The following is a 16616-nucleotide window of genomic DNA, read 5'->3' on the forward strand; positions in this document are numbered from 1 at the left end:
CGACAGCACACCAAGGTGTCGGTCAGCCGGCTTTGAACGTGTTCACGTGCCAGCGACGGAAAAATAAGTTGGTGCCATTCGAAGTTGCGCGCTACAGTTGCGCGCTACAACGCCTTAACCTCCCATCCATCTTGGTTGCGGTCCGGTTTATCGGTCGGATTCCGATAACCATTTGCCAGATCAGCAAAATTTAACCCAACTTCTTAAGCGCGCCGGTAAGGTCGCCGCGCTAGCTTGCAAGCACAAAGAGGCCGGACAACCGGCCCGCGAGAACCGGAAACCGGCTCTCAGGCGTTGCAGGAAGGCGTAAGTGATGAACACGGTGTCGAACCCAGTTTGGGCCGGGCGCTATATGCGGCTCGACCCGTTCCGGCTTCCCCAGATCGCGAGCTATGCGGCCCGCGACGATTATGGCGAGGTCACGGTCAAGATCGATAAGCGCGGCGCCGTGATGCACCGCACCTTGGCGCACAGCCGGCTTCCGGTCACGGTCGCGCTGCCGGCCAACGCCTTCAAGGGCGTGGCCGCCCGCGCCATTGAGGACGAGGACGGCAACGTCACCGTCACGCTGGAATTGCTGCATGGCGATCCGATGTTGTGCGTGCCGCTTCTGGTCGCTCACGACCTCGACGACATCGCCGCCGACTGGCGCAACTGGGCCGAGGCGTACCGGCTGCCGATGCTGCTGATCGAATCGGACGGTGTGGCGCGTTCGCTCGAGGAATCGCTGAGTTCGGCGCGGATGCCGGCGCCCAAGGAACGCCGCAAGCGTCGGGGATCCGCGGTGCGCCGGCCTCGCTTCCTCGCCCGCCGCAAGACCGGCGATCTCGGAGTGCGGCTGGTGGTCGGGGGCGACGAGATCGTCGCGCGCGAATAGGCCGGCTTCGAGTTCAAACCATCGGTTTGAGCGCCGCCCACAGCCCCGAGCCGACGAAGCCGGCGAAAATCAGCCAGCCGACCACGGCGTTGGAATGGAACAGGCGCAAGCACTGCGCGCCGTCGTCGATGTCGAGCACGCGGATCTGACGCGTCATGTGGATCGCCGCGGCGACCAGCCCGGCAAGTGCCGGCAGCGGCGCCTCGGCCGAGGCGCAGGCCGCCGCCATCAACAGCAGCGCGCCGCCGTAGAGGCCCGACAGCCAGGTTTTGGTGTTGTCGCCGAACAGGCGCGCGGTGGAACGCACGCCGACGATCGCGTCGTCCTCCTTGTCCTGGTGGGCATAGATCGTGTCGTAGCCGATCACCCACAGGATCGACCCCGCGTAAAGCAGCAGGGCCGGCGTGTCGAGGCTGGCGAACACCGCCGCCCAGCCCACCAGCGCGCCCCAGGAAAAGGCGAGGCCGAGGACGAGTTGCGGCCAGTCGGTGATGCGTTTCATGAACGGATAGGCGGCGACGATCGCCAGCGAGGCGATGCCGAGCAGGATCGCGAACGTGTTGAACTGCAAAAGCACGACCAGTCCGACGAGCGCCTGCGCGACCAGAAAGGCCCAGGCCTGGCGCCGCGATACCTTGCCCGATGGCAGCGGCCGTGAGCGCGTGCGCTCGACCATGGCGTCGATCTTCTGGTCGACCAGGTCGTTATAGGTACAGCCCGCGCCGCGCATGGCGACGGCTCCGATCAAAAAAAGCGCGAGATGCCAGGGATTGGGCAGCAGGCTCATGAGCGGGTCGCCGGGCCGCGCATAGGCTGCCGCGGCCAGGGCCGCCGACCACCAGCACGGCCACATCAGCAATTTCCAGCCGATCGGGCGGTCCCAGCGTGCGAGCTGGGCAAAAGGCCACACCGCGCGCGGCAGCACCCGATAGACCCAGTGGCCGGACGGCGCGTCGGCGACGCGGCCCTGCTGCGCGAGGGATTGTATCTTGTCCATGCCGGCTGAAGTGGCAGGGGCGGGCGGCAACGTCAAGCGCGCGAAGCGCCCGGCGCGCCGTTCCGGCCGGCCGTCGCCCTTGACCTTGTGCCCGGACCCCAATAGCCGAACGCGGAGGCGAAGGAATCGGCGAGGCAGGTGATGAACGTATTTTTGATCGGCTCGGGCGGGCGCGAGCACGCATTGGCCTGGAAACTCGCCGCCTCGCCGCTGCTGAAAAAACTCTACGCCGCGCCCGGCAATCCCGGCATCGCCGCCCATGCCGACCTGGTGGCGCTCGATATAGACGATCACGATGCCGTTGCCGCCTTCTGCCGCAACAGGCGCATCGATCTCGTCGTCGTCGGCCCCGAGGCACCGCTTGTCGCCGGGCTTGCCGACACGCTGCGCGCGGCCGGTATCGCCGTTTTCGGCCCCTCGGCCGCGGCCGCGCAGCTCGAGGGCTCCAAGGGCTTCACCAAGGATCTGTGCGATCGTCACGCCATCCCCACCGCCGCCTATCGTCGGTTCAACAACGCGCCGAAGGCCAAGGCCTATCTGCGCGAAAAAGGCGCGCCGATCGTCATCAAGGCCGACGGGCTGGCCGCCGGCAAGGGGGTGACGGTCGCGATGACGCTGGCCGAGGCGCTCGAGGCGGTCGACGCCTGTTTCGAGGGCGCCTTCGGCGCGGCCGGCGCCGAATTGGTGATCGAGGATTTCCTGGAGGGCGAGGAGGCGAGCTTCTTCTGCCTGTGCGACGGCACCACCGCGCTGCCCTTCGGCACCGCACAGGACCACAAGCGCGTCGGCGAGGGCGATACCGGTCCCAATACCGGCGGCATGGGCGCCTACTCGCCGGCCGCCGTGATGACGCCGGACCTGGTCGAGGCCACGATGCGCACGATCATCGAGCCGACGATGCGTGGGCTGGCCGAGGCGGGCACGCCGTTTTCCGGCGTGCTTTATGCCGGGCTGATGCTGACCCGCGACGGTCCCAAGCTGATCGAATACAATGTGCGTTTCGGCGATCCCGAATGCCAGGTGCTGCTGATGCGGCTCGAGGACGACCTGCTGGTGCTGCTGAAGGCGGCCGCCGACGGTCAGCTCGCCCCCATGTCGGCACGCTGGCGCGACGAAGCCGCGCTCACCGTGGTGATGGCCGCGCGCGGCTATCCCGGCACGCCCGAAAAGGGCTCGCCGATTGCCGGCCTGGAGGCGGCGGCGGGGGAGGGCGTCGAGATATTCCATGCCGGCACCGCGCAGGTCGACGGCGGGCTCGTCGCCGCCGGCGGGCGGGTGCTCAACGTCACCGCGCTCGGCGCATCCGTGGCCGAGGCGCGCGAACGCGCCTACGCAGCCGTCGACCGGATCGACTGGCCGGGCGGGTTTTGCCGTCGCGACATCGGCTGGCGGGCGATCGCGCGCGAAACGCACGACGGCTGAACCCGGCGCCCGACCCGCCGCCGGACCTCAGTGCGAGAAATCGTCGAACGGGTCCGGCGCCGGCTTGTCCGGCAGCGTGCCCTCGGCCGCGCGGCGGCGGTGATGCGCAAGCGAGCAGGCCGGCGAGCACAGGACGCCCCGGTCGCACCAATAGGCCGGCCCGTCTTCGACCATGCCGTGATGATGGTGAAAGCCCGCCGCCCCGAAGGACAGGCCGCATTCCACGCATCTGAATTTTTCGGGCCGCTCCAGCATGCCGCCCGGTTAGACCGCTCGCGACCGAATCGCAATGCATGTCGTGGGATCAATTGACGTTTACGTCAAAAAAATCTAGCCCTTGGATGCGCAGCAACAGAGGCGCGACGATCGCCGCGCTCACAATCCGGGAGAAAGACCATGTACCGAGCACCCGTCGACGATATCGCCTTCGCCCTCAACGAGGTGGCGGGTCTGCGCGCTGCCATCGACGAAGGGCTTTTTCCCGATCTGTCGCCCGATCTGGTCGATGCGATCCTCGGCGAGGCCGGGCGTTTTGCCGGCGAGGAGGTCGCCCCGCTTGCCAAGGTCGGAGACGAAACCGGCGCGGTGCTGAAGGATGCGGCGGTGACGATGCCCGAGGGCTGGAAGGATCTCTATCGCCGCTGGGTCGACGGCGGCTGGAATGGGCTGTCGCTGCCGCAGGACCATGGCGGCCAGGGTCTGCCCGGCATGCTCGGCGTGGCGGCGCTGGAAATGTGGAACTCCGCCTCGATGGCTTTCGGCATCGGCCCGATCCTGACCATGGGCGCCGTCGACGCGCTGGAAAAACACGCCAGCGACGCGTTGAAGGCGCTTTATCTGCCCAAGCTGATCTCCGGCGAATGGATGGGCACGATGAACCTGACCGAGCCGCAGGCCGGTTCCGACCTGAACGCGTTGCGCGCGCGCGCCGAACGGGCCGATGACGGCACCTATCGCATCTTCGGCCAAAAAATCTTCATCACCTATGGCGAGCACGATTTTACCGACAATATCGTGCATCTTGTTCTGGCGCGCCTGCCCGACGCGCCGGCCGGCACGCGCGGCATCTCGCTGTTTCTGGTGCCGAAATTCCTGCCCGACGACGATGGCGTGCCGGGGGCGCGCAACGACGTCTTTTGTGCCTCGATCGAACACAAGCTCGGCATTCACGCCTCGCCCACCTGCACGATGATCTATGGCGATGGTTTCGCCGAGGATCGCGAGCCCGGCGCCGTCGGCTGGCTGATCGGCGAGGAAAACCGCGGGCTGGCCTGCATGTTCACGATGATGAACAATGCGCGCTTGGCCGTCGGCATGCAGGGCGTGGCCGTTGCCGAGGCCGCCTATCAAAAGGCGCGCGCCTATGCCCAGGAGCGCCGTCAGGGCAAGGCCGCCGGCCATGACGGCGACGGCATGGCGCCGATCGTCCTGCATCCCGACGTGCAGCGCAACCTGCTGACGATGGGGGCGCTTACCCAGGCCGCACGGGCGATCGCCTATTGCTGCGCCCACGCCACCGACATGGCCGAGGCCAAATCGGGCGATGCGGCGCGCCACTGGCAGGAGCGTGCCAATCTTTTGACCCCGATCGCCAAGGCGTTTGCCACCGATGTCGGCGTCGACGTCGCCTCGCTCGGCGTCCAGGTGCATGGCGGCATGGGGTATGTCGAGGAGACCGGCGCCGCCGCGCTCTACCGCGACGCCCGCATCGCGCCGATTTACGAGGGCACCAACGGCATCCAGGCGATCGATCTGGTGATGCGCAAGCTGCCGCAGTCGGGCGGCGAGCACGTGCTCGGCTACATCGCCGAACTGCGCGAAGACGTCGAGGCCGTGCGTGCCTCCAACCTGCCCGCATTCGGCCGCAGTGCCGAAAAGATCGCCGCCGCGCTCGACGATCTCGAGGCGGCGACCCGCTTCATGCAGGCCGCGCTCGCCGACGGCCGGACCGACGAGGCCCTGGCCGGCGCGACGCCCTATCTGCGCTTGTTCGCGCTCGCGGCGGGCGCCGCCTGTCTCGGCCGCGGCGCGGTGGCGGCGCAGTCTGCCGAGCGGGTCGCGTTGTGCCGCTTCTTTTGCGAAAACCTTGCCGGCGAGACCGGCGCGCTGCGCGAGCGCGCCTGCGACGGTGCCGAAAGCCTGGCGCTCGCCGCCGCCGCGCTCAATTGAGGACGGGCCGATGAGCGAACATGTCGAAATCGAACGTCGCGGCGCCGTCCAGACGATCCGGATGAACCGCCCGGACAAGAAGAACGCCATCACGCGGGCGATGTATGCCGTCATGGCCAAGGCGCTGACCGAGGGCGATGCCGATCCGGCCGTCCGCGTCCATCTCATCCTCGGCGTGCCGGGCGCGTTTTCCTCCGGCAACGACCTGCAGGACTTCATGGCCGTCGCCATGGGCGGCGACGGCGGCATGGAGGTCTACGACTTTCTCGTCGCGCTCGCCCAGTCGCAGAAGCCGCTGGTCTCGGCCGTCGACGGCGTTGCCGTGGGCATCGGCACGACGATCAATCTGCATTGCGACCTGACCTTCGCCACGCCGCGCACCGAGTTCCGCACGCCGTTCGTCGATCTGGGACTGGTGCCCGAAGCCGGCTCCAGCCTGCTCGCGCCGGCCGTGCTCGGCCGCCAGCAGGCCTTTGCCCTGCTCGGGCTCGGCGAAGGCTTTTCGGCCGAGCGCGCCAGGGCGGCCGGGCTGATCTATGCCGTGGTCGGCGAGGACGAGCTGGAGGCGGTCGCCTTTACCGCCGCCGAGGAGATCGCGGCCAAACCGCCCGAGGCGCTGAAAATCGCCCGCGACCTGATGCGCGGCCCGCGCGAGGAGGTTGTCGCCCGTATCAAGCAGGAGGGGACCCATTTCCGCGCCCGGCTCAAATCCGACGAGGCGCGCGCGGCGTTCGTCGCCTTCATGAACCGCAAGAAGGCTGGCTGAGGCCGGAGGACGGCGGCGGCCGTCCTCTCCCGTCAGGGATAGAGCCGGGTCTTATTCCAGCCGCCCTTGCCGTCGGCGGTGAACACCACCCGGTCGTGGAGCCGGAACGGCCGGTCGTGCCAGAACTCGATCGTCTGCGGTTTCAGGCGAAAACCGGACCAGTGCGGCGGCCTCGGTATCGTGCCCACCGCGTGGCGGGCGGTATATTCGGCGACCGACTTTTCCAGCGCGAAGCGGCTTTCCAGCGGGCGCGACTGTTTCGACGCCCAGGCGCCGATGCGGCTGCCGCGCGGGCGGCTGGCGAAATAGGCGTCGGCCTCCGCGTCGGACACGATCTCCACCGGCCCGCGCAGGCGCACCTGGCGGCGCAGCGACTTCCAGTGAAAGCACATCGCCGCCTTCATCGAGCCGAGCAGTTCCACGCCCTTGGCGCTTTCGAAATTGGTGTAGAAAACGAAGCCGTCCCGGTCGAACCCCTTCAACAGCACCATGCGCACGTCGGGCAGTCCGTCCTGGTCCACGGTGGCGAGCGCGACGGCGGTCGGATCGTTGGGCTCGCTTTCTTGTGCATCCGCCAGCCAGTCGCCGAACAGGCGGACCGGCTCGTCGCGGGTGGTGAAGTCATCCTTCGTTAACGGTGTTTCGCTCATAGTCGACCATTCGCGGGAGATGATGTTGCGGCCTCGTGAGGAGATGGCGGATTGTCGCGCCGGGTGCAAGCGTCCAGGGGAATTTTGCGGCCAGGAATCGGTTGCGCCACAGGCGTGAAACTGGTGCTTTTGCCGCTGCTTGCCGTATTGGGCGGGTGCGTCTCCAGCGGCTTCGGGCTCGGCGATGACGGGCTCGACAGGTCGCTCGTCACCGGCGCGGTTCAGCCTGCGCCCGCCGCGGTCGTCGACACCGAAACCCGCTCCGACGAGGCCACGATCCGCAACGCCGTCACCTCGGCCAATCTCGAAACGCTGGGCGGGGGAACATTGTCCTGGGCCAATGCCGAAACCGGCTCGCGCGGCGAGGTTGCCACCATCGTCGAGTTGGAGCGCGACGGCGTGCGCTGCCGCCGGTTCCGGGTTTCCCGGGAGAGTTTCCAAGGCGTCGCTCTGTTCGACGGCGAGACCTGCCTGACGCCGGGCGCGGGCTGGTGGACGCGCAGTTTCGAACCGGTGTGAGCGCGCCGCATGCGCCGCGACAGCGCGTTTTGCATGCGAAAAACGGTGTCCGGACTGGAATTTCTTCCTAGAAATTCGCATATAGGTTTTCGAGCAACTGACTTCCTCGACAGGCAATGACGATGCGCGATCCGTACGAAGTATTGGGCGTGGCCAAGACCGCGAGCGCCAAGGACATCAAGTCGGCGTTTCGCAAGCTCGCCAAGAAATATCACCCGGACCAGAATCCGGACGACCCGAAGGCCAAGGACCGTTTCGCTGCGGTCAATCAGGCCTATGAGGTCGTCGGCGACGCCGAAAAGCGCGGCGCCTTCGACCGCGGCGAGATCGACGCCGAGGGCAAGCCGCGCTTTCACGGCTTCGAGGGTGGCGCGCACGGCGACCCGTTCGCCGGGTTCCGTCGCGCCGGCGGCGCCGGCCCGGGCGGCGCGCGCTTCGAGTTCCGTACCGGCGGCCCTGGCGGTCCCGGGGGTGCCGGCGGCTTCGGCGATGCCGAGGACATTATCAGCGAATTGTTCGGCCAGGCCTTCCGGCGCGGTGCCGGTGGTGCCGCCGGCGCGGGCGCCGGTCAGGCGCGGCCGGCCGATCTGCGCGCCACGCTCGACATCACGCTGGAGGAGGCGGCCGGCGGCGCCCATGTCAGCGCCCAGATGCCCGGCGGCCGCAAGCTCGCCATCAAGCTGCCGCGCTTTGTCGAGGACGGTCAGACGATTCGGCTGAAAGGGCAGGGCGAACATGGCGGCGACGCGCTTGTCACGCTGCGCTTCAAGCCGCATCCGCGCTATCGCCTCGAGGGCCGCAATCTGCATGTCGATCTTTATGTCGACCTCGCCGACGCCGTGCTTGGCGCCAAGGTTCCCGTCGAGACCGTCAAGGGCAGGATCGCGGTGACGGTTCCGCCCTGGTCGGGCTCCGACAAGGTGTTGCGCCTGAAGGGGCGCGGCTTGCCGCAAAAATCCGGCGGCGAGGGCGATCTCCTCGTCCATGTGCGCATCCTCCTGCCGGAGGACAAGCGCGCCGCGCTGGAAGCGCTTTTGCGCGCATGAGGCGGCACCCATCCAAGTCTTGCCGGTCGTTGCGGCTTGTCGACCGATACGGCCTGTGCGATAGGCTTGCGGGAGCTTGATCGGTGCACGAAAGGTAGGGCGATGGCGGGTGAAAACGGGCTGCTGGCGGGAAAACGCGGTCTCATCATGGGAGTCGCCAACAACCGCTCGATCGCCTGGGGCATCGCCAAGTCCTGCGCCGGCCAAGGCGCGGAACTGGCGCTCACCTATCAGGGCGAGGCGCTGAAGAAGCGGGTCGATCCTCTGGCGAGCGAACTCGGCGCCCACGTTGCCGGCCATTGCGACGTGACCGAGGACGACACCATCGCCGCGGTGTTCGAGGGTCTCAGGCAGAAATGGGGCCGGCTCGACTTCCTGGTGCATGCGATCGCCTTTTCCGACAAGGACGAGCTCGACGGCCGCTATATCGACACCTCGCGCGAGAATTTCCGCCGCACTCTCGACATCTCCGCCTATTCGCTGACCACGATCGCCAAGCATGCCGAGCCGCTGATGAGCGCCGGCGGATCGATCCTGACGCTGACCTATTACGGCGCCGAGAAGGTGATGCCGCATTATAATGTGATGGGCGTTGCCAAGGCGGCGCTGGAAGCCAGCGTGCGTTATCTGGCCGTCGACATGGGCGCCAACGGTATCCGCGTCAACGCGCTGTCGGCCGGCCCGATCAAGACGCTGGCCGCGTCCGGCATCGGCGATTTCCGCTACATCCTCAAATGGAACGAGTACAACGCCCCCTTGAAGCGCACCGTCACCATCGAGGAAGTCGGCGACGCGGGCCTGTATTTTCTGTCCGATCTGTCGCGCGGCGTGACCGGCGAGGTCCACCATGTCGATTCGGGTTATCATGTCGTGGGCATGAAGGCGGTCGACGCGCCGGACATCTCCACCGTCTGAGCGGTTCGCCGCCCTGCCGAAAATGATCGCGAAAGCGTGCCTGCAATGTCTCCGCTCGTCTATTTCGTGCGCCATGGCCAGACCGACTGGAACGCCGAGCTGCGCTTCCAGGGCCAGGTCGAGATCGACATCAACGATACCGGGCGCGCGCAGGCGCGCCGCAACGGCAAGGTGCTCGCGCGCCTGATCGACGATCCTTCCGGCTTCGACTTCGTCGCCAGCCCACTCAGGCGCACGCGCGAGACGATGGAGATCGTGCGCGCCGAAATGGGGTTGCCGGCGGCGGACTACCGGACCGATTCGCGCCTGGTCGAGGTCCATTTCGGCGACTGGCAGGGGTTTACGATCGAGGAAATCGAAACGGCCAGGCCCGGCATGGGCGCGCAGCGCGATCGCGCCAAATGGGATTTCCTGCCGCCGGGGCCGGACGCGGAAAGCTATGCCGATCTCGCCGAGCGGGTACGCGGCTGGATGGCCGAGGTCGAAGGCCCGGCCGTATGCGTGACACATGGCGGCGTGATACGCGCCGTCTTCCTGATCGCCGGCGGTCTCGACCGCCACGCCGCGGCCGTCATGGCCGTGCCGCAGGATCGCATCCTGCGCTTGGCGGACGGCAAGCTCGATTGGCTTTAGGGCGCCGCTATTCGTAGATTTCCATGTCGGTGATCAGGTTGGTGCCGTTGACCACGTCATAGGCGATGACGATGTCGATGCCTTCCCTGATCGCCGACATGTCGATTTCGCCGGGAAGCTTGTAGGTCTTGCCGTCGTCGAGCACGATGGTGAGGGTGTCGGGGTCCACCGACTGGATCGTGCCTTCGGCACTGGCGGCCAGACTTGGACTCGCCGAGAAAAGCGACAGGGCGACCAGCGCCGATGCGAGGATGCGCATGCTCATGACCTCTTGCCAGACTCCCGCTTGCGGCGCGGGTCTTGTGATTGGATGGGCGAGACAAGAGCAGAAACACCGCGATTGTGTCAAAACTAAATCGTCGTCCCGGACCGTTTGACCGATCCAGGAAAGGCAAATAGAAGGCAGCGACGGTCGCACAGGCGGCCGATGGGCCTCGTGAATGTCGCACAACACTTTTGGACATCTTTTCCGCGTCACCACCTGGGGTGAAAGCCACGGACCCGCGCTCGGCTGCGTGATCGACGGCTGCCCGCCCGGCATCGCGTTCACGCCGGCCGACATCCAGCGCGAGCTCGACCGTCGTCGGCCGGGCAAGTCGCGTTTCGTCACCCAGCGGCGCGAGCCCGACCAGGTCAAGGTGCTGTCCGGTTTCGTGCCGTCCGACGATGGCGAGACGCTGACGACCACCGGCACGCCGATCTCGCTGATGATCGAAAACGTCGATCAGCGCTCGAAGGATTATGGCGAGATCGCGCGCCAGTTCCGCCCCGGCCATGCCGATTACGGCTATTTCGTCAAATACGGGCTGCGCGACCATCGCGGCGGCGGGCGTTCGTCCGCGCGCGAGACCGCCGCGCGCGTGGCCGCCGGCGCGATCGCCCGCAAGGTGGTTCCGGGCCTTGTCGTGCGCGGCGCGCTGGTGGCGATGGGCGAAAAGCGCATCGAGCCGGCGAACTGGGACTGGGACTTCGTCGATCATCGGGACAATCCCTTCTTCACGCCCGACCCGGCCTCCGTGGCGGTGTTCAGCGACTATCTCGACGCCGTGCGCAAGGCTGGCTCCTCTGTCGGAGCCGTGGTCGAAATCGTCGCCGAGGGCGTGCCGGCCGGCCTCGGCGCGCCGGTCTATGCCAAGCTCGATCAGGACATCGCCTCGGCGATGATGTCGATCAACGCGGTCAAGGGCGTGGAGATCGGCAACGGTTTCGCGGCCGCCGGCCTGACCGGCGAGGAAAACGCCGACGAGATGCGCATGGGCAATGACGGCCGGCCGCGCTTCTTGAGCAACAACGCCGGCGGCGTGCTGGGCGGCATTTCCACCGGTGAGCCGGTTGTGGCGCGCTTCGCCGTCAAGCCGACATCGTCCATCCTGACGCCGCGCCGTTCGGTGGACCTTGAAGGCCGCGACGTCGACGTGGTCACCAAGGGGCGTCACGATCCCTGCGTCGGCATTCGCGCCGTGCCGATCGGCGAGGCGATGCTGGCCTGCGTGATCGCCGATCATTATCTTCGCCACCGCGGCCAGATCGGCGGCTGAGCACATCGAAAGCCGGAGCCCCATGCCCTACGACCAGAAAAAGACCGTCGAGGCCCTGCGCGCCTTCGAACGCGGCGAGATCGTCGTCGTCATGGACGATGACGGGCGCGAGAACGAAGGCGACCTGATCGTCGCCGCCACCCATTGCACGCCCGAAAAGATGGCCTTCATCGTGCGCCACACCTCAGGCATCGTCTGCGCGCCGATGACCCGCGACGAGGCGCGCCGGTTGAACCTGGCGCCGATGGTCGCCGACAACGACGCTCCGCACAGCACCGCCTTCACGGTCTCCGTCGACTACAAGCACGGCACCACCACCGGCATTTCCGCCGACGACCGCACGGTCACGGTGCGCAATCTGGCCAACCCCAATTCCGGCGCCGCCGATTTTGTCCGGCCCGGCCACATCTTTCCGCTGGTCGCGCGCGAGGGCGGGGTTTTGATGCGCTCGGGCCACACCGAGGCCGCGGTCGATCTGTGCAAGCTCGCCGGCCTGCCGCAGGTCGGCGTCATCTGCGAACTGGTCAACGACGACGGGTCGGTGATGCGCGGTCCGCAAGTCTCGGCGTTTGCCGACCGGCACGGGCTCAGGCAGGTTTCGGTCGCCGATCTGATCGCCTATCGCCAGAGGCAGGAAACGCTGGTTCAGCGCATCGACTGTTTCGAGGTCGAGACGCCGGCCGGGCGGGCGATGGCCCATGTCTATGCGCTGCCTTGGGAGCCGATGCATCATCTGGCGATCGTCTTCGGCGATATCCGCGACGGGGACGAAGTGCCCGTGCGGCTCCATTCCGAAGACGTGGTTGCCGACGTGTTCGGAACCGGCGACAGCCTGGTGCGCGCCATGGCGATGATGAGCGAGAAGCAGCGCGGCGTCGTCGTCTATCTGCGCGAGGGGTCGGTGGGCGTCGCCCATCAGGCCCGTATGCGTCCGGGCGAGGCCGGCGAGGACCATGCCGAGGCGCGCCTGCGCGAGAGCGAGTGGCGCGAAATCGGCCTCGGCGCGCAGATCCTGCGCGATCTCGGCATTTCCTCCATCGATCTGCTCGCCTCGCGCGAGCGCCACTATGTCGGGCTCGAAGGGTTCGGCATTCGCATCGCGCGCACCAGCATATTGGAACGCTGAGCCCCGGTCGGCGGCACGTCCTCCGTATCGCGATAGTTTGATTAGCCTGCGCGAATGTGTAGCGTCGCGCGGATCGAACGAATCGGGAGCGGAAAATGTGGGATTTTGACATCGGGCGCACACTCGCGATCCTCGCCAGAACCTGGCCTTTCATCGCGGTGCGCCTGCTGGTCTATTTCGGCATCACGGTCGCCTATGTGGCGGCCACCGGCACCGGCGCCGGGATCGGCTTCGGCGTCGGGCACATCTTCGGCGGCGCCGAGGGGCCGGCCGCGGTCGCGTTCTGGGGCGGCGCGGTGGGCTTCGCGCTGGTTTCGGTCGTGCTCTACTGGCTGCGCGAATATATTCTCTACGTCGTCAAGGCCGGTCATATCGCGGTGATGGTGCGGCTGATCGATGGCCAGCCGGTGCCGGACGGCAAGGGCCAGGTCGCCTATGCCCGCGAGATCGTCACCGAGCGTTTCGCCGAGGCGAACGCGCTTTTCGTGCTCGACCAGCTCGTCAAGGGTGCGATCCGCGTCGTCACCGGTCTGATCGGCGGCATCGCGGCGTTCCTGCCGATTCCCGGCCTGCAGGGGCTGGCCCGGTTCGTCAACACGGTGGTCCGCCTGTCGCTGACCTATGTCGACGAGATCATTCTCGGCTACAATATCCGGGTCGAAAGCCGCAATCCCTACGACAGCGCCCGCCACGGCGTCGTGCTCTACGCGCAGAACGCCACCACGATGATCAAGAACGCCGTCTGGCTGGCCGTGTTCATGTGGCTGCTGACCTTCGCCGTCTTCCTCGTCATGCTGGCGCCGGCCGCCGCCATTCTCTACGCCATGCCAGGCCAGCTTGCCGGCTGGTCGTTCGTGCTCGCCATCGTGTTCGCGCTTGCGCTCAAGGCCGCGCTGATCGAGCCTTTCGCGATCGCGGCGCTGATGGCGGTCTATTTCCGCACCATCGAGGGACAGGTTCCCAATCCCGAGTGGGACCAGCGCCTGGCCGGTGCGTCGCGTCATTTCCGCGAACTCGTCGACAAGGCCAGGGGCGCGTTCGGCGGCGCGCCGGCCGCCGACGGCGGGCAGGCCTGAAATGGCTGTGCCCGGCCGCTGGGAAAACCGTCTTTGGCGGTGGCCGATCGCGGCGTTGTGATTTAGGCTCAAATCATGACGCTGCGGTTTTACACTCACCCGATCTATCTCGAACATCTGACGCCGGAGGGCCATCCCGAGCGACCGGACCGGCTGCGTGCCATCGAAAAGGCGCTCGAGCACGAGGTCTTCGCCGGGCTTGAGCGCGTCGAGGCGCCCGAGGGCGATCCCGACACGATCCTCTATGCCCATCCGCAATCCCATCTGGACAGGATCCATGCCGCCATTCCCGAAGAGGGGATCGCGCGGGTGGACGCCGACACGGCGGTCAGCCCCAAGAGCTGGCAGGCCGCGCTGACCGCGCTCGGCGCGGCCAACGCCGCCGTCGACGACGTTTTCGAAGGTCGCGCCGACAACGTCTTCGTCGCCGCCCGTCCCCCCGGCCATCACGCCGAGAAGGACCGCGCGATGGGGTTTTGCCTGTTCAACAACGCCGCGATCGCCGCCCGCCATGCCCAGCGCAAGCACGGCGCCGAGCGTGTCGCGGTGATCGACTGGGATGTCCATCACGGCAACGGCACCCAGGACATTTTCTGGGACGACGCGTCGGTGCTTTATTGCTCGACCCACCAGATGCCGCTTTATCCCGGCACCGGCGCCAAGCACGAGACCGGTGCCGGCACCATCGTCAACGCGCCGCTTTCGCCGGGCGACGGCAGCGCCGCCTTCCGCGAGGCGTTCCGCACGCGGGTTCTCAAATCGCTCGACGAGTTCGCGCCCGACCTGATCGTCATTTCGGCCGGTTTCGACGCCCATCACCGCGATCCGCTGGCCGAGATCAACCTGACCGAAGACGATTTCGACTGGGCGACCGGCGAACTCATGGAGCGGGCCGGCCGGTTCTGCGACGATCGGCTTGTCAGCCTTCTGGAAGGCGGTTACGACCTTCAGGGACTGGCCGTGTCGGTCGCGACCCATATCCGGCGCATGATGAAGGGATGACGATGGCGGACAAGCCGAACGAGGACATCAAGGCGATGAGCTTCGAGGACGCGCTGGCGGCCCTCGAACGGATTGTCGACGACCTCGAAAAGGGCGACGTTCCGCTGGAACAGTCGATCACGATCTACGAGCGCGGCGAGGCGCTGAAGCGCCATTGCGACCAGCTTCTCAAGGCCGCGGAAGCCAAGGTTGAAAAGATCCGCCTGTCGCGCGAGGGCAAGCCGGAAGGCACCGAGCCGCTGGACGGCGCTTGAGCGGCGATTGTGAACTCTTGACTTTCTGTCGAGACTGCACCACGTTTTCATCATATCCGCTACGCCCGTAGGCGGGCATTTATTCAGAACCCCCGCGCGGCGACGTTCGGGGGTTCGTTATTTATGCGTGTCTCGGTTTTGATTGATGGCGGCCACTTGCGTGTATTGGCCCGTCAAGCGGGCCACGCTTATAAGCCCGACTATATCGACAAGGTGGCCCAAGCGTGCGTTGCGCCGGATGAGCGGCTCGTGCGGATATTTTACTACGACTGCGCTCCCTATATCGGCAAGGCGAAGCTGCCTGTTTCGGGAAAAGACTTTGAATTCAACGGTTCCGACGCCTGGCTTCGTAAGCTGGCGGCGCGCGACCTGTTCGCGGTTCGGCGCGGTGTGCTGAAGTTTCGCGGCTTTAAACCGAAGAAAATTCCCATTTCGGCCGCAACATTGACGGACGCCGATTTTAGTCCGGACTTCGAGCAGAAAGGTGTGGACATGCGAATAGGGCTGGATATCGCGAACCACGCTGCGACGCGATCCGTTGATCGGATCATACTCCTGTCCGGCGACACGGATTGCCTCCCGGCAATGAAACACGCGCGTATCAGCGGGTTGCAAATTGTCTTGGCGACGATGCCCAATCATAAGGTCGCGCCGGAACTGCTGTGGCATTCGGATTTTGAACGCCGCGTGGCGTGGCCGGCCTCATGAGCTTTTTCCCCGGAAAGGACCCCAAACCCGGCGACGCGTCCGCCTGCGACGCGGTCGAACTGATGGTCGTTCCCAACGCCCGCGACATCGGCGGCTTCGAGGTTCGCCGCGCCCTGCCGACCGCGCGCCGGCGGCTGGTCGGCCCGTTCATCTTCTTCGACCGCATGGGCCCGGCGATCCTGCGCGCCGGCCAGGCGCTCGACGTCAGGCCGCATCCCCATATCGGGCTGGCGACGGTGACCTATCTGTTCGACGGCTCCATTCGCCACCGCGATTCGCTCGGTACCGAGATGGTGATCGAACCCGGCGACGTGAACTTGATGACGGCCGGCCGCGGCATTGTCCATTCCGAGCGCACGCCGCAGGAAACCCGCGGCCGCGACAACGCCATATCCGGCCTGCAGACTTGGCTCGCCCTGCCGAAGGATCGCGAGGAGATCGCGCCGCTGTTCGAAAACACCCCCAAGGCCGATCTGCCGGTGATCGACGCCGACGGGCTCGCCGGCCGTATCATCATCGGCGGCTTCGACGGCCTGTCGTCGCCGGTGCGCACGGCCTCCGACACGCTCTACGCCGATCTGCGGCTTGCCGCCGGCGCGCGCGTGCGCATTCCCGTCGAGGTCGAGGAGCGTGCGATCTACGTGCTTGACGGCGAGGTGGTCATCGCCGGCGACGTCTTTGCCGCCGACCGGCTGCTTGTGCTGCGGCCTGGCGACGAGATCGTGGTGTCGTCGGAAACGGGCGCGCATTTCATGCTGTTCGGCGGCGCCTCGCTCGGCACGCCGCGCCATATCTGGTGGAACTTCGTCTCCTCCTCCAAGGAGCGCATCGAGCAGGCCAAGGAAGAATGGCGCAGCGGCCGTTTCGACATCGTGCCGGGCGACGAGGAGGAGTTCATTCCGTTGCCTGGCACATGAG

At 66.6% G+C, this 16616-nt stretch carries 19 protein-coding genes; 15 read left to right on the forward strand and 4 right to left on the reverse strand.

The features are described from left to right. Window positions 1-313: 313 nt before the first annotated feature. Complete coding sequence (locus tag EP380_RS02865; RefSeq protein WP_106571265.1) at window positions 314-877, forward strand: DUF6101 family protein; 564 nt, start codon at window positions 314-316, stop codon at window positions 875-877. Window positions 878-890: 13 nt separating this feature from the next. On the opposite strand, the gene ubiA is transcribed toward EP380_RS02865, so the two are convergent. Further along, window positions 891-1874 (reverse strand): 4-hydroxybenzoate octaprenyltransferase, encoded by a 984-nt coding sequence (ubiA, locus tag EP380_RS02870; protein ID WP_106571264.1) that lies wholly within the window; start codon window positions 1872-1874, stop codon window positions 891-893. A 141-nt stretch (window positions 1875-2015) separates the two neighbouring features. Between ubiA and purD the strand changes: the two genes are divergently transcribed. After that, window positions 2016-3296 (forward strand): phosphoribosylamine--glycine ligase, encoded by a 1281-nt coding sequence (gene purD / locus EP380_RS02875; protein WP_127596392.1) that lies wholly within the window; start codon window positions 2016-2018, stop codon window positions 3294-3296. Window positions 3297-3323: 27 nt separating this feature from the next. On the opposite strand, the gene EP380_RS02880 is transcribed toward purD, so the two are convergent. Continuing rightward, window positions 3324-3551, reverse strand: a complete 228-nt coding sequence (locus tag EP380_RS02880; RefSeq protein WP_127596395.1) for a hypothetical protein — start codon at window positions 3549-3551, stop codon at window positions 3324-3326. A gap of 141 nt (window positions 3552-3692) precedes the next feature. Between EP380_RS02880 and EP380_RS02885 the strand changes: the two genes are divergently transcribed. Together EP380_RS02885 and EP380_RS02890 are read left to right on the forward strand one after the other, a co-directional pair. Continuing rightward, a complete protein-coding gene (locus tag EP380_RS02885; protein WP_127596397.1) occupies window positions 3693-5465 on the forward strand; it encodes an acyl-CoA dehydrogenase family protein in 1773 nt (590 codons plus the stop codon). Window positions 5466-5475: 10 nt separating this feature from the next. Then, on the forward strand, window positions 5476-6231 hold the full coding sequence (locus EP380_RS02890; RefSeq protein ID WP_106571427.1) for a crotonase/enoyl-CoA hydratase family protein: 756 nt from the start codon (window positions 5476-5478) through the stop codon (window positions 6229-6231). A gap of 32 nt (window positions 6232-6263) precedes the next feature. On the opposite strand, the gene pdxH is transcribed toward EP380_RS02890, so the two are convergent. After that, entirely contained in the window at window positions 6264-6881 is a 618-nt protein-coding gene (gene pdxH, locus EP380_RS02895; RefSeq protein ID WP_106571260.1) for a pyridoxamine 5'-phosphate oxidase, read from the reverse strand. 114 nt (window positions 6882-6995) lie between these two features. Between pdxH and EP380_RS02900 the strand changes: the two genes are divergently transcribed. The 4 genes from EP380_RS02900 (at window position 6996) to EP380_RS02915 (ending at window position 9994) form a co-directional block, all read left to right on the forward strand. Then, window positions 6996-7400, forward strand: a complete 405-nt coding sequence (locus EP380_RS02900; RefSeq protein ID WP_106571259.1) for an RT0821/Lpp0805 family surface protein — start codon at window positions 6996-6998, stop codon at window positions 7398-7400. Between the two features lie 122 nt (window positions 7401-7522). Further along, window positions 7523-8446 (forward strand): DnaJ C-terminal domain-containing protein, encoded by a 924-nt coding sequence (locus tag EP380_RS02905; protein WP_127596400.1) that lies wholly within the window; start codon window positions 7523-7525, stop codon window positions 8444-8446. A 102-nt stretch (window positions 8447-8548) separates the two neighbouring features. Continuing rightward, window positions 8549-9361, forward strand: a complete 813-nt coding sequence (gene fabI / locus EP380_RS02910) for an enoyl-ACP reductase FabI (protein ID WP_106571258.1) — start codon at window positions 8549-8551, stop codon at window positions 9359-9361. Window positions 9362-9406: 45 nt separating this feature from the next. Then, a complete protein-coding gene (locus EP380_RS02915; RefSeq protein ID WP_127596403.1) occupies window positions 9407-9994 on the forward strand; it encodes a histidine phosphatase family protein in 588 nt (195 codons plus the stop codon). Between the two features lie 7 nt (window positions 9995-10001). Here the strand turns inward: EP380_RS02915 and EP380_RS02920 are convergent, their stop codons facing one another. Further along, window positions 10002-10259, reverse strand: coding sequence for a DUF1344 domain-containing protein (locus EP380_RS02920; protein ID WP_338036286.1), 258 nt, complete (start codon window positions 10257-10259; stop codon window positions 10002-10004). A 175-nt stretch (window positions 10260-10434) separates the two neighbouring features. On the opposite strand from EP380_RS02920, the gene aroC reads away from it, so the two are divergent. From aroC to EP380_RS02955, 7 genes are all read left to right on the forward strand, one after another. Continuing rightward, on the forward strand, window positions 10435-11532 hold the full coding sequence (gene aroC, locus EP380_RS02925) for a chorismate synthase (RefSeq protein WP_127596406.1): 1098 nt from the start codon (window positions 10435-10437) through the stop codon (window positions 11530-11532). Between the two features lie 22 nt (window positions 11533-11554). Continuing rightward, window positions 11555-12658, forward strand: coding sequence for a 3,4-dihydroxy-2-butanone-4-phosphate synthase (ribB, locus tag EP380_RS02930; RefSeq protein WP_106571255.1), 1104 nt, complete (start codon window positions 11555-11557; stop codon window positions 12656-12658). Between the two features lie 95 nt (window positions 12659-12753). After that, complete coding sequence (locus EP380_RS02935; protein ID WP_106571254.1) at window positions 12754-13734, forward strand: hypothetical protein; 981 nt, start codon at window positions 12754-12756, stop codon at window positions 13732-13734. Window positions 13735-13809: 75 nt separating this feature from the next. After that, entirely contained in the window at window positions 13810-14736 is a 927-nt protein-coding gene (locus EP380_RS02940; protein WP_127596409.1) for a histone deacetylase family protein, read from the forward strand. A 2-nt stretch (window positions 14737-14738) separates the two neighbouring features. After that, a complete protein-coding gene (locus EP380_RS02945; protein ID WP_106571252.1) occupies window positions 14739-14990 on the forward strand; it encodes an exodeoxyribonuclease VII small subunit in 252 nt (83 codons plus the stop codon). Window positions 14991-15113: 123 nt separating this feature from the next. Continuing rightward, a complete protein-coding gene (locus EP380_RS02950) occupies window positions 15114-15698 on the forward strand; it encodes an NYN domain-containing protein (protein ID WP_127596412.1) in 585 nt (194 codons plus the stop codon). Further along, a complete protein-coding gene (locus tag EP380_RS02955) occupies window positions 15695-16615 on the forward strand; it encodes a pirin family protein (protein WP_127596415.1) in 921 nt (306 codons plus the stop codon). Before EP380_RS02950 ends, EP380_RS02955 begins: the two co-directional genes overlap by 4 nt. The last annotated feature ends 1 nt before the right edge of the window (window position 16616 follow it).

Source organism: Nitratireductor alexandrii (assembly GCF_004000215.1).
GTDB lineage: Bacteria > Pseudomonadota > Alphaproteobacteria > Rhizobiales > Rhizobiaceae > Mangrovimarina > Mangrovimarina alexandrii.

Bases quoted from the DNA above. Each gene is read 5' to 3' on its own strand.
- EP380_RS02865 (WP_106571265.1), top strand. From the start codon at position 314: ATGAACACGGTGTCGAACCCAGTTTGGGCCGGGCGCTATATGCGGCTC.
- ubiA (WP_106571264.1), bottom strand. From the start codon at position 1,874: ATGGACAAGATACAATCCCTCGCGCAGCAGGGCCGCGTCGCCGACGCG.
- purD (WP_127596392.1), top strand. From the start codon at position 2,016: ATGAACGTATTTTTGATCGGCTCGGGCGGGCGCGAGCACGCATTGGCC.
- EP380_RS02880 (WP_127596395.1), bottom strand. From the start codon at position 3,551: ATGCTGGAGCGGCCCGAAAAATTCAGATGCGTGGAATGCGGCCTGTCC.
- EP380_RS02885 (WP_127596397.1), top strand. From the start codon at position 3,693: ATGTACCGAGCACCCGTCGACGATATCGCCTTCGCCCTCAACGAGGTG.
- EP380_RS02890 (WP_106571427.1), top strand. From the start codon at position 5,476: ATGAGCGAACATGTCGAAATCGAACGTCGCGGCGCCGTCCAGACGATC.
- pdxH (WP_106571260.1), bottom strand. From the start codon at position 6,881: ATGAGCGAAACACCGTTAACGAAGGATGACTTCACCACCCGCGACGAG.
- EP380_RS02905 (WP_127596400.1), top strand. From the start codon at position 7,523: ATGCGCGATCCGTACGAAGTATTGGGCGTGGCCAAGACCGCGAGCGCC.
- fabI (WP_106571258.1), top strand. From the start codon at position 8,549: ATGGCGGGTGAAAACGGGCTGCTGGCGGGAAAACGCGGTCTCATCATG.
- EP380_RS02915 (WP_127596403.1), top strand. From the start codon at position 9,407: ATGTCTCCGCTCGTCTATTTCGTGCGCCATGGCCAGACCGACTGGAAC.
- EP380_RS02920 (WP_338036286.1), bottom strand. From the start codon at position 10,259: ATGAGCATGCGCATCCTCGCATCGGCGCTGGTCGCCCTGTCGCTTTTC.
- aroC (WP_127596406.1), top strand. From the start codon at position 10,435: ATGTCGCACAACACTTTTGGACATCTTTTCCGCGTCACCACCTGGGGT.
- ribB (WP_106571255.1), top strand. From the start codon at position 11,555: ATGCCCTACGACCAGAAAAAGACCGTCGAGGCCCTGCGCGCCTTCGAA.
- EP380_RS02935 (WP_106571254.1), top strand. From the start codon at position 12,754: ATGTGGGATTTTGACATCGGGCGCACACTCGCGATCCTCGCCAGAACC.
- EP380_RS02940 (WP_127596409.1), top strand. From the start codon at position 13,810: ATGACGCTGCGGTTTTACACTCACCCGATCTATCTCGAACATCTGACG.
- EP380_RS02945 (WP_106571252.1), top strand. From the start codon at position 14,739: ATGGCGGACAAGCCGAACGAGGACATCAAGGCGATGAGCTTCGAGGAC.
- EP380_RS02950 (WP_127596412.1), top strand. From the start codon at position 15,114: ATGCGTGTCTCGGTTTTGATTGATGGCGGCCACTTGCGTGTATTGGCC.
- EP380_RS02955 (WP_127596415.1), top strand. From the start codon at position 15,695: ATGAGCTTTTTCCCCGGAAAGGACCCCAAACCCGGCGACGCGTCCGCC.